Raw genomic sequence first — 13,688 nt, 5'->3', positions numbered from 1 at the left:
GCGGATGCGCCGCCCCTCTTTTTGGAAACTGGGTAAAATCAGCCCGCATGGCGTCGAATCAGACAGAATAAGGCCGTTTGTACAGATTATGTAAATTTTTTGTCGATTCGCTGCGCCATACGATTGCAATCGTGATTTTTTGTGGTATAATAACCGCAGAGCGGTTATTATACGTTTTATGGCCAGGGCGATATGCGGGCGCGGCCCGCTGCCGCCCGAATGGCCAATTATACCATGCCGCTTCGCGAATCCGGCGCAGTGGCGTCGGCCAGTGTGCTAATATGCAATTGAGTTTTTGGGAGGTGACGGCGTGAATCCCGACCCTGGAAGTACAGGTTATTCATTTATTATGCGATTATTCATTACTCCGGGGGCACGCCGTATGGTGTAAAGCGGCCCCTGACAGAAAGGGGCTTTTTTTGCATGCTCAATTTTTATAAGACGGTTGACAATCGTATTCTGCGTTTGGATGCGCCGGAGCCGGGATGCTGGATTTCTGCGATCAGTCCGACAGAGGCGGAGGTCGCTTTTCTGACGAATGACCTGGCGGTTGAACCGGATTTTGTGCGCGCCGCGCTCGACGAGGAGGAAAGCTCCCGTATTGAGAACGAGGAAGGGCAGACGCTTGTTATTGTGGACTATCCGTCGGCTGAGGAGCAGGCTGACGAAAATAAGACGCTGCTTTATACCACGCTGCCGATGGGCATTATCAGCACGCCTGATTATGTTATCACCGTTTGCATCGAGGAAAACTTGACGATCAGCGATATGGCTGAAGGGCGGGTCAAGGGGCTTCAAACAGCGCTGAAAACGCGTTTTTTGCTTTTAACGCTGCTGAGGATCGCACAGAGGTTTCTTGTTTACCTCAAGCAGATCGATAAGATTTCATCAAGTACCGAGCAGCGGCTGCACCTGTCTATGCGCAATAAGGAGCTGATACAGCTGCTTGGACTGGAAAAATCGCTCGTCTATTTTTCTACATCGCTCAAGTCCGACGAGGTGACGCTCGAAAAAATCCTGCGTGGGCGGATCATTAAGCTCTATGAGGAGGACGAGGATCTACTTGAGGACGTGCTGATCGAAGTCAAGCAGGCCATCGAGATGTGTAATATCTATTCTGGTATCCTTTCCGGGACCATGGATGCGTTCGCTTCGGTGATTTCCAACAATCTGAACATTGTTATGAAGATTCTGACCGCGATCACAATTGTCATGGCGATCCCCAATATGGTTTTCAGCTTCTATGGGATGAACGTCACGGGGCTGCCTTTTCCTGTCTGGTGGGTCCCAATTGCAATATCAATCGTGATTGCAGGAATCGGGGCTTTTATTCTTGTGAAAAAGGATATGTTTCATTGATCATTTCGGCTGTCCAAGCGGGCAGGCACAAAAAGTGCGGACCTTTAAAGGTCCGCACTTTTTGTGCTCTGTTTCCTATTAAAAGCGGACATACCGGGCAATCCCGGCATGTCCGCTTTTGGTTTGCTTACAGCCCGTGACAGGCGTCGCATTCGCCAACCTCGCCGACGATGGGGGTCGGGTCGACGCCGTTTTTGCGATAATAGTCGGACAGCGCTGCCTTAACCGCCTGCTCGGCGAGCACAGAGCAGTGGATCTTGGAGGCAGGAAGCCCATCGAGCGCCTCGACCACCGCTTTGTTTGAAAGCTTGAGCGCGTCCTCGATGGTGGAACCCTTGATCATGTCGGTCGCCATGGAACTTGTAGCGATGGCCGCGCCGCAGCCGAACGTTTTAAACTTTGCGTCCTCAATCACGCCGTCCTTGATTCTCAAATACATTTTCATGATATCGCCGCATTTCGCGTTGCCGACCTCGCCGATGCCGTCGGCATTTTCAATTTCCCCAACATTGTGCGGATTGGCGAAATGCTCCAAAACTTTATCAGAATACAGCATATTCAACAGTCCTTTCTGTATATACAAATTTACAGTGCGATCGTTTTACGCCCTTTCTGGATATCCTCCCAGAGCGGGGAGATATCGCGTGTGCGGGCAACGACGGCTTTGACCGAATCGATGATGTGATCGACCTCCTCCGGCGTGGTCCAATCGCTGATGGTGATGCGCAAAGATCCGTGCGCAACCTCATGGGAAAGACCAAGCGCCAAAAGGACGTGGCTTGGATCGAGCGAGCCGGTCGTGCATGCCGACCCCGACGACGCGCAGACGCCGGCCATATCAAGTCCGAGCAGCAGCGCTTCACCCTCCGCACCGACAAACGACAGGTTCGCGTTGCCCGCCAGACGGCGCTCCCGGTCGCCGTTCAGGCGCGACATCGGCAGTGTGAGCAGCTCGTCGATGATTTTATTGCGCAGCGGCGTGACCTTGGCCGCCTTGGCGGGGATATCGGCGCAGGCGATTTCCATAGCGCGGCCAAGTCCAATGATTGACGCCACGTTTTCCGTACCGGCGCGGCGTCCGCGCTCCTGTTCACCGCCGTCAATGAGGTTGGGCAGCACAATTCCCTTTTTGATATAGAGCGCGCCTACGCCTTTGGGCGCATGGATTTTGTGTCCGGAAAGGGAGAGCATATCGATGTTCTGCGCGGCGACATTGATCTCGACATTGCCGACCGCCTGCACGGCGTCGGTGTGGAACCACACGCCGTGTTCGCGGCAGAACGCGCCGATCTCAGAAATCGGCATGATGGTGCCGATTTCATTGTTGGCGTACATGATCGATACAAGCGCCGTATCGGGGCGGATGGCGTCGGCGACCTGCTGCACGGAGATCAGGCCGTTGCGGTCGACCGGAAGATATGTGACCTCGAAGCCCTCTTTTTCGAGCGCCGCGCATGTGTGGAGCACCGCGTGATGCTCAAACACGGTTGTGATCAGATGTTTCTTTCCCTTGGCGGCGAGCTTGTGCGCCGCGCCTTTGATCGCCCAGTTGTCGCTTTCGGAGCCACAGCCGGTAAAGTAGATCTCCGCAGGCTGCGCGCCGAGCGCGGCGGCGACCTGTTTGCGTGCGTCCTCAATGGCAAAGCCGGCGGTGCGGCCAAGTTCATAGATACTCGAGGGATTGCCGTAGCCTTCGGTCAGCCAGGGCATCATCGCATCGAGGACCTCCTTTGAAATCTGAGTTGTCGCAGCGTTATCCGCATAAACAAACTGTTTCATATCAATATCACCATCCTGTTATGGAGTTATTATATTGCTTTACAAATCAATTGTATACCTTTTTGGTGTTGTTTTCAAGAGGAAGCGCAAAATTTTACGGTTTTCACCGAAAGCGGGCGATCGCCGCGACAGCCAGAGCATCACAGCGTTCATTTTCCGGATGGCCAGCATGTCCCTTGACCCAGTGGAATGTGACCTTGTGGCGGCCGAGCAGAGGCAGCAGCAGTTTCCAAAGGTCGGCGTTTTTGGCAGGTTCTCCGGGGGCGCGCATCCAGTTTTTCTTCTGCCAGCCGTAGACCCAGCCCTTTGATACGGCGTCCGAAACGTATTTGGAGTCGGTTGTCAGCGTGACGCTGCACGGCTCCTTGAGCGCCGAAAGCGCCTCGATGACCGCGGTCAGCTCCATGCGGTTGTTTGTTGTCTGCGCCTGGCCGCCGGAAAGTTCCTTTTCATGTTCTCCAAAGCGCAGCACGGCGCCCCATCCGCCAGCGCCGGGATTGCCGGAGCAGGCGCCGTCGGTAAATATTTCAACTTGTTTGATGTTTTCCGCCTCCAAGCCGTCGATCGTATCGGCGGACCCACCGCGCAGTACGCGGCAAAATCCTTTCCTTATTGTATACGATTTTGCTCCGTGATACAAGCCCCCGGCCGCCAAAAAACGGAAACACATGAAATTTAACCGCAAAGTACGTGCTGGTATTAAAGTATGAAAATTTCGTCCATACTAAATGAAAAGTCAAATGGGGCTGTCCATGGAGCCGCCATTTCGAAATGGCGGCGTTTGCTTCAAATGCGGCGGCAGCTCTTATTTACAGTTGGAGGATCATCATGAAAGCAGTCATCATGGCGGGCGGCCGGGGCACGCGCCTGCGTCCGCTCACCGAACGCTGCCCCAAGCCGATGACGCGCCTGTGCGGGAGGCCCGTTGTAGAATATATTCTGGAGCTGCTCGCGAAAAACGGCGTGACTGAAAGTGTCCTGACGCTGCAATATCTGCCGGATCAGATCGTTTCGCATTTTCCGGACAACAGATTCGCGGGCGTCGAGCTCTCGTTTTGTGAGGAAGCGCAGCCGCTCGGCACGGCGGGAAGCGTCAAAAATGCGGCTGGCCAAATCCGGGAGGATCTGCTTGTAATCAGCGGCGACGCGCTGTGCGATTTCGCGCTGCGTGAAGCGATGGAGCAGCACGCGGCACGGTGCGCGGACGCTACCATTGTTACGGCGCGCGTCGGCGATCCGCGTGAATACGGCCTTGTGATTGCGGACAGCGGTGGACGCGTGACGGGGTTTATTGAGAAGCCGTCTTTTGCGCAGGCGACAAGCGAGCTTGCAAATACCGGCATTTATATTCTGTCCCCACGCGCCGTGGAAATGATTCCGGAGGGGCAAATTTATGATTTTGCAGCCGATCTCTTTCCGCGTATGCTCAAGAAGGGCATGGCGGTCGATAGCTGCACACTGTCCGGATATTGGTGCGATATCGGGGATCTGGAGGCATACCGCCGCGCTCAGGCCGATTTGCTGGCAGGGCGCGTAAACGTAACGCTTCGCGGCCAACGCGATGAGTCAGGCAGCGTGTTTGCGGCGCGCCGCCCGTCCGGCCGCTATGAAATAGAAGCGCCTGTCTATATCGGCGAAGGGGTCAACATTGGGGATAACGCTGTGATCGGTGCGGGGACGGTGCTTGACGACGGCTGTACCGTTGCGGCGGGCGCGGCGGCTAAGGGCAGCATTCTGCTGCCGCACAGCCTGCTGTCGGAACGGGCGGCCGCAGTCAACGCCATTGTCTGTACAGGCGCGGCGCTGAAAAGCCGGGCGGCCCTGTTTGATGGGGCGGCTGTCGGGGAGGATGCTGTAGTTGGCGCAGGAACGATCGTTCGTGAAGGCGTGCGCATTGCGGGCGGTGTGCGCATACAGGACGGCACGGCCGTTTCGGGGCATATCACAGAGCGCGGCGGCGCGGCGTGCACGTTTGACGATGAAGGGCTTTGCGGTGAAATCGGCGTCGAGCTGACGCCGGAATTGGCCGCGCGTGTCGGCTGCGCGGTCGGCACGGTGGCCAAGGGCCGTCCCGTCGGCGTCGCAGCGGCCCGCTCGCGCAGTGCGCGCGCCCTGTGCGACGCGCTGATCACAGGCGTGCGTTCGACCGGTGCGTCCGTTCTCGATTTTGGATGCGTGTTTGAGGCAATGTTCGGTTTTGCGATGGGATACAACGCGCTGACACTCGGTGTTTATATCAGCGCCGGGGAACCGGGCGCGATCCGTGTGCTGTGTGACACGGGGCTGCCTGCGCCGCGCCGTGTCGAGCGCGAGATCGAGCTAATGCTCGCCCGCGGCGAATTTGCGCGCGCGCCGCGCGACGGATTTGGGGACCGCGTGGATATGTCGGGTATCGGCGTCATGTATATGACCGAGCTGCTGAGGCTGGCGCCGGAAGGGCTTGAAGGGATGCGCGCGCATGTGTCCTGTCCCGATGAATCGGTTGGCCGCCTGTTGTCGGACGCGCTGGAAAAGCTTGGCTGCGAGCGGGCGCCGTCCGGTATCCGGCTGATGCTTTCTCCCGACGGCTGCCGCCTTTCGCTTTTCGACGGGAATGTGCGCATCGGATGGCGCAGGGCCGTAGCGGCTTACTGTATGTCACAGTTTGAGCAGGATCGCGATGTGGCGGTTGAGAACGACTTTCCACGCGCGCTTGATGTGTTTGCAAAGCAGCGCGGCCATCGTGTCTACCGCTACCTTTTGTGTCCGGCTGATGGTTCAGACGCCGAGGGCCGCCGCCTGGCGGCGCAGCAGCAGAGCGCGCGCGACGGACTGATGCTGGCGATCCAATTGCTCGGATATATGAAACGGCATGGCTTCGGCCTGGAGGAGCTTGACCGCCAGCTTCCCGGTTTTGCCGTCGAGGAGAGCGCGGTCAAGCTCGACCGGCCGCCAGCGCGCCTGCTGGAGCAGTTCTCACAGGAACGCGCCGGGGAGGGGGTCGTCGTGCGTGGCGACCGCGGCGTGGTTTTGCTGCGGCCGCGAAAAAACGGGCGGGAAATCCGTGTCTTTGCCGAGGCTGCCAACTGGGAGACGGCGCGGGAGTTGAGCGCCGACATTGCACGTGAGCTGACAGACATGCTTGACAAGGACGGGAAAAAAGAGTAGACTATATCATGATATTTTGTGTCCGGTTGATAAAAATGGAAAAAGGTCCGGCGGTAAACCAGCACATATGTTGGCAGGCTTTGCGGCCTTTTTAATAAGCAGAGGCGGAGCCGCCGCGCGTTACCGCGGCGGCCGCGTTGCTTAATTGAAAAAGGTTCATATACACGCCTATCCTTTCAGCCCGCGCTTTTGCGGCTCCCGGCGTATTGTGGAAACCCGGAGCGGCCGTATGATCGGAATCAGCGGGGGAGGATGGGTTTGTGTTTTGCAGCGCCTGAGAGCTGCTCAAAAGATCAAAAAGGATTGTTTTTCCTCATAAGCAATGGTGCCCTCAGTGCGAAAGGCGTCAGAACCCCCAGCGGGATGACGCGGCTTTTGCCTTGGGCCTGTTTGTTATGGGTAATAGAAGAAGCCTTTTTGCTCTCATGGCTTGTTTGGGAACTGAGAAGATACAGAAAGTGGTGTTTTCGGATTTTTGACAGCCTCCTCTGCGCTCCAACTGTCCGGATTTTCAAAATTAGAACCTGTATGCACAGCCGGGGGATGCCGGGCGGGCGAGGTTTCGTGTGCGATCAAGGCGAATTTTTGCAGGCGGGCTGTCGCCCGGCAAAAAAATTTGACGTGGAGCGTGGGCAAAAGGCCCGCTTGGACGGCGCTTGGCGACTGTGAATACAGGTTCTTAGATTGTGATTGCAGCAATACGGAGGTATATTTTGTGACAGATGATAAGAAGGTCGGCGGAAAGCTGACAGAGGAGCAGCTCAGTATGGGTGTGGAGGCGCTTGAAAAGCGTTCCGTAGTGGAGCGCGCCGCGCCGCGAAAGAAAAAGACCCGCCAGCCGGTAAAGGAAACGGCTGCCAGGCTGCTTCAGAAGGTAACGCCGGAACAGGCGGGGGAGACGCCCGCTAAGCCGGCGGCCAAAAAGAATGCATCCCGCACAGAGAAGCCGGCCAAGAAGGAACCGCAGAAGCGGGATGCGGCAAAGAAAGAGCCGGCCCGCAAGGAGCCGGCCAAGAAGGAAAATGGCGAGCAGCGCCAGCCAAAGCGTGGGCGCAAGCCGTCCCAAAAGGCGTCCGCCCCGATCGGCGCGACGATCGAGCTTTCCGAGGCTGGAAAGGCCCGCCAGGAGAAGGCGGCGCGCCCGGCCGGACGGACCAAGAAAAGCCGTGCCAAGGAGCAGCGTAAGACGCCGGTGCGTATCATTCCGCTCGGCGGCCTGTTGGAGGTCGGCAAGAACATCACCGTTTATGAATGCATGAACGATATGTTTATTATCGACTGCGGCATGACCTTCCCAGATGAGAATATGCTCGGCGTCGATCTCGTACTGCCGGACTTCACCTATGTGCAGAAGAACCGCGACAAGCTGCGCGGCATCGTGATCACGCACGGCCATGAGGATCATATCGGCGCGTTGCCGTACTTTTTAAAACAGATCAACGTTCCGGTCTACGCGACGCGCCTTACGCTTGGACTGATCGAGAATAAGCTGCGGGAGCATGGCCTTTATGGCAAGGTCAAGCTGGTGCAGATCGCGCCCCGCGAAACGATCAAGCTCGGCTGCATGGAGGTTGAATTTATCCGCGTCAACCACTCCATCCCCGACGCGGTCGCGCTGGGCATCCACACGCCGGCCGGCGTCATCATCCAGACAGGCGACTTTAAGATTGACTACACGCCGATTATCGGCGATATCATCGACCTGGCCCGCTTCGGCGAGCTTGGCGGACAAGGCGTGCTGGCGCTTTTATCCGATTCTACAAACGCGGAGCGGCCCGGCTTTACCCCGACCGAGGTCACGGTCGCGGACAGCTTCGACAAGCTCTTTAAGCAGGCCGGACACAAGCGCATCATCATCGCGACGTTCTCCTCAAATATCCACCGGATGCAGCTCATCTGCGAAGCGGCCGCGAAGCACGGGCGCAAGGTTGCCGTTTCCGGACGCAGCATGATCAACGCGGTCGCCGTTTCTACAGAGCTTGGATATCTCAAGCCGCCCAACGGCGTTATGATCGATATCGACGATATCAATCGCTACCGCCCCGAGGACGTCGTGCTGATTACGACGGGCAGCCAGGGAGAACCGATGAGCGCGCTTTCGCGTATGGCGTCGAACGATCACCGCAAGGTGACGGTTACGCCCGACGATTTCATCATCATCAGCGCGACGCCGATCCCTGGAAATGAAAAGACGGTCGGACGCGTCGTCAATGAGCTGATGCGCCTGGGCGCAGACGTGATTTACGAGAGGATGTACGAGGTGCACGTTTCGGGCCACGCCTGCCAGGAGGAACTGAAGATTATGCTGGCGCTGACAAAGCCGAAATTCTTTTTCCCGGTGCATGGCGAATACAAGCAGCTCAAACGCCATGCGTCGCTTGGTCTTGCGATGGGCATTGCGCCGGAGAATATTTTCATCGGTGAAAACGGCCATGTGTTTGAGCTTGACGGCGTTTCCGTCAAAACAGGCGAGATTGTGCCGTCAGGCCGCGTGTTGGTCGACGGGCTTGGCGTCGGCGATGTCGGCAGCATTGTGCTGCGCGACCGCAAGCATCTTGGTGAGGACGGCCTGATCGTCGTTGTAACGACGATCGACGGCACCAGCGGCGAAATTGTAGCGGGACCGGATATTATTTCGCGTGGGTTCGTCTACGTGCGCGAGGCGGAGGATATGCTCTCAGAGGCGCGCTCCATTGCAAAGCAGACGGTTCAGGACTGCGTGGGCGGGCGTATGCGCGACTGGGGCAACATCAAAACGCAGGTGCGCGACGCGCTGTCGTCCTATTTTTACGGGCGCACCAAGCGCAGCCCGATGATCCTGCCTGTGATCCAGGAGGTCTGACAGGGCGCGCCTGCGCCTGTCGAATATTGCCGCGCGCAGCGCGGCAAAGAGGGAGGCCGGGGACCATTGGTCCCCGGCCTCCCTGCGCTTTTCAATAGGACAGCGCGGGATCAAATTTTGCGGCCCATAGCGCGCCCAGCGTTTCAAGGTCTGATTTGAATTCCGCGGGCGTCTGCTCCGGCTTTTGTTCGATTTCCTCCAGGATTTCGAAGGTAAAGGCATCCTTTCCGAACGCCTTCCAGTCGGTCTGCAATTTGGCATAGACGCAGTTGTCCGTTTTTTGTGAAAAGGCGAACCGGTTTTGCGTACCGCGCGGATTGGTCGGTGTCTCGAGGAGATACCGGCCGTTGATCGAATTGCGGATGATCGTTACGCCTGCGGTCAGAGGACGGCTTTTGTAGGCGGCGATCAGATCTTTTTTACGTTGGTCCATCTTTAGTACCCCATTTCCTTCAAAAGGCGCGCGAGAACAGAGAAGCGTTCGCCCAACAGCTCGCCGTCGCGCCCAAGCGCATCGGCGAACAGGCGGATATCCTCCCTGATCATCGGGTTATCGGTGCAGATGCCCACGGTCATCGCGTCGCCCTGCAAGCCGATGCGCCCAATCTGTGGCTGATCAGGATCGAAAAATTGCTCATGGCGGTAGCTTTCGTCCCGAAAATACTGCTGCGCGCGGCAGATCAAGATCGCAAGGTCGATCACGCGGTGCAGCGGCAGCTCCTCGGACTGGCGCGACCATTTTTCGCCTGTATACCGCCAGACCTTGGCGGAGATATCAACACGGCCGCGGTCATTCCATTGGGCAAGACCGAGCGAAAGCCCCTTTGCGTCGCTTTCATAAGCGGCCCGGCCGTCGATACGGTCGTATCCCTGTGCGGCGACGACGGGCTTATGCTTGAGTGTGGTCGGAATATTCATCTGCGTACCCTCTTTTTTAAAATTAGTAAATTACTAAATTAGTAAAATCAATATAACACAGTCAGTTGGAACTGTCAAGCCGGCTGAACAAAAAAACCGGTTCCGCCATGGCGGAACCGGAATGCATCAACTGTCGATATAGGTCAGAAGCGCTTCGGGCGGACGCGCCGCAACCTGATAAAGCGGCGTATCGGAAGCGGAATTTTCAATGCGCAAAAGGATACGCCCGTCCTGAAAATACACGAAATAGATCAGTTCATTTTTATCCTTGTCAACGGGGCCGATCGTGATTTCATACAGCGCGCCGGACGGATCCAAAACACCACCGTACGCTTCAGAAGGGGCGAGGATGCCTGCCAGCTCGTTTATCTGCGGCGCATAATCGTCCGCTTTGCGCAGAGGGCCTTCCACTGATTTCACAAGAGCGCCGCGCGCGCCGCCCTGCATCTGATAGATGCGGATATAAAAGTCTTGACGTTGCGCCTTTCCTGATTGAAACAGCGCGAAGATGATAACGAGCAGGGCGACAGGCTTGAGCCAGGTGTTCCGCTTCATAAACGCTCCTTTGATCAGGCGCCCCCATGCTGTGGGGCGCGCCAGTTTGTAAGCCCTATGATAGACCATGCAAAGCTGCTTGTCAACCGCCGCGGGAGGGGTGGATCAGACCTCGATTCTGTAAGCCTCATCGCCGGAATATTGCTCATAAACGAGCCGTTTTCTCATATGCGCCCTCCTGACATGAATTTGATGCAAGCGCTGATTCACACGGCGCCCATCGTCCAACTGTATGCACTGCGCATCAGGGGAAACGCTGCATACAGTATACCACAAAAATCCTTTTCCCGCCCAGGGGCAAAAGAGGCAGGCTGTACAGATTTGGATTGCAACAAAGAAAGCGTTGTGTTATAATAAAAACTGTATGGTTATCCGAACGAAGCGCGGACGGAGCAGGCAAGCCCGGCCCGACGACATTGTTGACAGGCGAGGTTACGAAGTGAAGAAAAGTACAAATCCGTTTCGTTCTCTGGCATATATTGCGGTTGGATGCTGCCTGGCGATCACGCTGGCGACGCTGTTTTTCAACCTGCGGCTGTTTTATGTCTGCCTGGGTGTGACGGCCGCGTGCGGTGCGCTGCTCACCTATCTGATGCGCCGCATCAAAAAGGATATCAACTCTCTTCTGACCAAAATGGGGCAGGCGTTGACCACGGTGCAGCGCGAAACCATGCAAACCTTTCCAATCCCGGTGTTCGTCTGCGGCGAGCAGGGGGAGATCATTTGGTGCAACGAGCTTGCACAATCCTCCGTGCTGGAGCATGAGGAGACATACGGCCGCAGCATTTATACGATTCTGACCGGTGCGGACGTAACGCGCCGCTGCCCGGAGGGCGGCTATGAGGTTGATTACAAGGGCCGCCATTTCACCGCCTATGTAACGCACGCGTCTGCTGAGAGCGACCCGCTGTATATTGTTTACTTCTTTGAAAATACTGAGCTGAAGCGCTACGCGCGCGAATATTTTGAGACGCGCCCCTCAATGATGCTGCTGCTGGTTGATAACTATGAGGAGCTTCAGCAGAACATGAAGGACAATGAGCGCACGCGCGTGATGGGACAGATCGAGTACACGATCAGTAAGGCTGTGACGGAAAGCGGCGGCCTGCTTTTAAAGACGGAACGCGACCGGTTTACCGTCATCATTGAGGAACGCAATCTGCGTGGAATCATTTCATCGCGTTTCCCGATATTGGAGCAGGTGCGCGCCATTGAGACGGAAAACAAGATGGTCGCGACGCTCTCCATCGGCGTCGGACGCGACGCGGCCGACCTGGAGGAGAGCGAGCGGTACGCGCGCCAGGCGCTCGATATGGCGCTCGGCCGCGGCGGCGACCAGGCGGCTGTTCGCGGCGCGTCGGGCTATGAATTTTTCGGCGGCGTTTCCAGCGGGACAGAGAAGCGCACCAAGGTCAAAACGCGTATCGTCGCAACGGCGCTGGCGGAATTGATTTCCGGAAGCGACAACGTGCTCGTAATGGGGCACAGGGCGGCGGATCTTGACTGCTTCGGGGCATGTGTCGGCGTGATGCGCGCGGCGCGTCTGATGGGCAGGGAGGCGTATATCGTCATCCGGCGGGATAAGTGTCTCGTGCGGCAGGAATATGACAAGCTTCTGGAAAACGGCTTTGAGGGGATGCTGCTCGAGCCGGAGGCTGCCGAGCTGCTTGTTACGCGGAAAACGCTGCTGGTCATCTGCGACACGCATGTGCGCAATATTTTGGAATCCACCCAGATTTTTGACGCGTGCCGCAGCGTCGTTGTGATCGACCACCACCGCAAGATGGTCGGGCATATCGACAATGCCGTGATTTTTTATCATGAGCCGTATGCATCGAGCGCGTCGGAGATGGTCACGGAGCTTGTACAGTATTTTGGCGATAAATTGCGTCTTGGCCGCCTGGAGGCGGAGGCGCTGCTTGCCGGCATTATGCTCGACACCAAGAATTTTGTTATCAAGACGGGCGTGCGCACCTTTGAGGCGGCGGCCTATCTGCGGCGGATCGGTGCGGATACCGTTGAGGTGCGCAAGATGTTCTCCTCAACAATGGAGGCGTATCAGCGCAAGGCGATGCTGGTCGCCCATGCAAAGGTATACCGCGGCTGTGCGATCGCCGTGTCGCCCGACCACGACGCGCCTGATATCCAGGTGACGGCCGCGCAGGCCGCGGATGAGCTTTTGAATATCAGCGGCGTGCAGGCGTCGTTTCTTGTGTTCGGTCTAAACGGCGGGATGTCGTTTTCGGCGCGCAGCATGGGCCAGGTCAACGTTCAGATCATCATGGAGAAGCTTGGCGGCGGCGGCCATCATACAATGGCGGGCGCGCAGCTTGCCGGCATCGATGGAGATAAGGCATATGAACTGCTGATTGCGGCGATTGACTCCTATTTTGAGGAAAACAGCCGCAAATAAACAGCGTATTTGATCGATTGGAGGAATCAAACATGCAGGTTATTTTAAAACAGGACGTCAAGGGCAGCGGTAAAAAGGGGGAGCTGGTCAAGGTTTCGGACGGATATGCGCGCAATTTCCTGCTGCCGAAGGGGCTTGCGGTTGAGGCGAACGCACAGGCGTTGGGAGAAATGAAGGCCAAGCAGGCCGCCGCCGCACATAAAGCCGCTGTGGAGCAGCAGGCGGCGGAGGAGCTTGCCGCGAAGATCAAGGGTCAGACCGTCAAGCTGACCGCCAAGGCCGGCGCAAACGGAAAGCTTTTCGGATCGGTCACATCGAAGGAAATTTCCGAGGCGATTGAGCGCGCGTTCGGCGCTGCAATCGACAAGCGTAAGATCGTGCTTGACAGCGACATCAAGGCGTTTGGGAGCTACACCGTTCAGGTCAAGCTGCATCCGGGCGTCACAGCGGACGTTTATGTCGTTGTCGGCGAAAACGATTGACAAATTGCGCGCGAACCGGCGATGACGCGCAGCGTGGGATTGCCGGCGCGAATGCGTTTTCCGGGTTAAAGGGGCGCGGTTTGTCCGCACGCGGCGCTTATGCGCAGAAAACTTACAAAGGATGGAAATTGATGGCGATGCGCGGCTCGTGCACGGGCCGCGTGTTCCTTGGAGGGTGTTTTGTTGGCTGATT

General features: G+C 57.0%; 11 protein-coding genes. 5 read left to right on the top strand and 6 right to left on the bottom strand.

Annotated elements, in window-relative coordinates; all coding sequences use genetic code 11:
* Positions 1–423 precede the first annotated feature (423 nt).
* Positions 424–1,359, top strand: coding sequence for a magnesium transporter CorA family protein (locus tag FMM72_RS09195; RefSeq protein ID WP_160209685.1), 936 nt, complete (start codon positions 424–426; stop codon positions 1,357–1,359).
* Between the two features lie 127 nt (positions 1,360–1,486).
* On the opposite strand, the gene nifU is transcribed toward FMM72_RS09195, so the two are convergent.
* The 3 genes from nifU to rnhA all read right to left on the bottom strand — a co-directional run bounded on the left by nifU (position 1,487) and on the right by rnhA (position 3,679).
* Positions 1,487–1,915 carry a Fe-S cluster assembly scaffold protein NifU gene (gene nifU / locus FMM72_RS09190; protein WP_160209684.1) on the bottom strand — a complete coding sequence of 143 codons (429 nt, stop codon included), beginning with the start codon at positions 1,913–1,915 and terminating at the stop codon, positions 1,487–1,489.
* 29 nt (positions 1,916–1,944) lie between these two features.
* On the bottom strand, positions 1,945–3,138 hold the full coding sequence (gene nifS / locus FMM72_RS09185) for a cysteine desulfurase NifS (protein ID WP_162221241.1): 1,194 nt from the start codon (positions 3,136–3,138) through the stop codon (positions 1,945–1,947).
* Positions 3,139–3,241: 103 nt separating this feature from the next.
* The gene (rnhA, locus tag FMM72_RS09180; RefSeq protein WP_024729976.1) at positions 3,242–3,679 is read right to left on the bottom strand and encodes a ribonuclease HI; all 438 of its coding nucleotides are present in this window, start codon (positions 3,677–3,679) and stop codon (positions 3,242–3,244) included.
* Positions 3,680–3,966: 287 nt separating this feature from the next.
* On the opposite strand from rnhA, the gene FMM72_RS09175 reads away from it, so the two are divergent.
* Positions 3,967–6,285 (top strand): sugar phosphate nucleotidyltransferase, encoded by a 2,319-nt coding sequence (locus FMM72_RS09175; RefSeq protein ID WP_162221240.1) that lies wholly within the window; start codon positions 3,967–3,969, stop codon positions 6,283–6,285.
* Positions 6,286–7,051: 766 nt separating this feature from the next.
* Entirely contained in the window at positions 7,052–9,127 is a 2,076-nt protein-coding gene (locus FMM72_RS09170; protein ID WP_160209695.1) for an RNase J family beta-CASP ribonuclease, read from the top strand.
* Positions 9,128–9,218: 91 nt separating this feature from the next.
* Here FMM72_RS09170 and FMM72_RS09165 read toward each other — a convergent pair whose 3' ends face one another.
* The 3 genes from FMM72_RS09165 to FMM72_RS09155 form a co-directional block, all read right to left on the bottom strand.
* Positions 9,219–9,560, bottom strand: a complete 342-nt coding sequence (locus tag FMM72_RS09165) for a GIY-YIG nuclease family protein (RefSeq protein WP_162221239.1) — start codon at positions 9,558–9,560, stop codon at positions 9,219–9,221.
* Positions 9,561–9,562: 2 nt separating this feature from the next.
* Entirely contained in the window at positions 9,563–10,045 is a 483-nt protein-coding gene (locus FMM72_RS09160; protein WP_160209680.1) for a DUF6530 family protein, read from the bottom strand.
* A 126-nt stretch (positions 10,046–10,171) separates the two neighbouring features.
* Positions 10,172–10,600, bottom strand: coding sequence for a hypothetical protein (locus FMM72_RS09155; protein ID WP_160209679.1), 429 nt, complete (start codon positions 10,598–10,600; stop codon positions 10,172–10,174).
* A 439-nt stretch (positions 10,601–11,039) separates the two neighbouring features.
* On the opposite strand from FMM72_RS09155, the gene FMM72_RS17530 reads away from it, so the two are divergent.
* A complete protein-coding gene (locus FMM72_RS17530) occupies positions 11,040–13,013 on the top strand; it encodes a DHH family phosphoesterase (protein ID WP_162221238.1) in 1,974 nt (657 codons plus the stop codon).
* Between the two features lie 32 nt (positions 13,014–13,045).
* Complete coding sequence (rplI, locus tag FMM72_RS09145; RefSeq protein WP_160209677.1) at positions 13,046–13,495, top strand: 50S ribosomal protein L9; 450 nt, start codon at positions 13,046–13,048, stop codon at positions 13,493–13,495.
* Positions 13,496–13,688: the final 193 nt, after the last annotated feature.

The organism is Anaerotruncus colihominis, assembly GCF_010206195.1.
Classification (GTDB): Bacteria; Bacillota; Clostridia; order Oscillospirales; family Ruminococcaceae; genus Anaerotruncus; species Anaerotruncus colihominis_A.
Note: the sequence above shows the minus strand (reverse complement) of the source record. Positions and strands in the feature narration are given on the sequence as shown.

Coding starts and splice junctions, on each gene's coding strand:
- FMM72_RS09195 (WP_160209685.1), top strand. CDS start 424: ATGCTCAATTTTTATAAGACGGTTGACAATCGTATTCTGCGTTTGGAT.
- nifU (WP_160209684.1), bottom strand. CDS start 1,915: ATGCTGTATTCTGATAAAGTTTTGGAGCATTTCGCCAATCCGCACAAT.
- nifS (WP_162221241.1), bottom strand. CDS start 3,138: ATGAAACAGTTTGTTTATGCGGATAACGCTGCGACAACTCAGATTTCA.
- FMM72_RS09175 (WP_162221240.1), top strand. CDS start 3,967: ATGAAAGCAGTCATCATGGCGGGCGGCCGGGGCACGCGCCTGCGTCCG.
- FMM72_RS09170 (WP_160209695.1), top strand. CDS start 7,052: ATGGGTGTGGAGGCGCTTGAAAAGCGTTCCGTAGTGGAGCGCGCCGCG.
- FMM72_RS09165 (WP_162221239.1), bottom strand. CDS start 9,560: ATGGACCAACGTAAAAAAGATCTGATCGCCGCCTACAAAAGCCGTCCT.
- FMM72_RS09160 (WP_160209680.1), bottom strand. CDS start 10,045: ATGAATATTCCGACCACACTCAAGCATAAGCCCGTCGTCGCCGCACAG.
- FMM72_RS09155 (WP_160209679.1), bottom strand. CDS start 10,600: ATGAAGCGGAACACCTGGCTCAAGCCTGTCGCCCTGCTCGTTATCATC.
- rplI (WP_160209677.1), top strand. CDS start 13,046: ATGCAGGTTATTTTAAAACAGGACGTCAAGGGCAGCGGTAAAAAGGGG.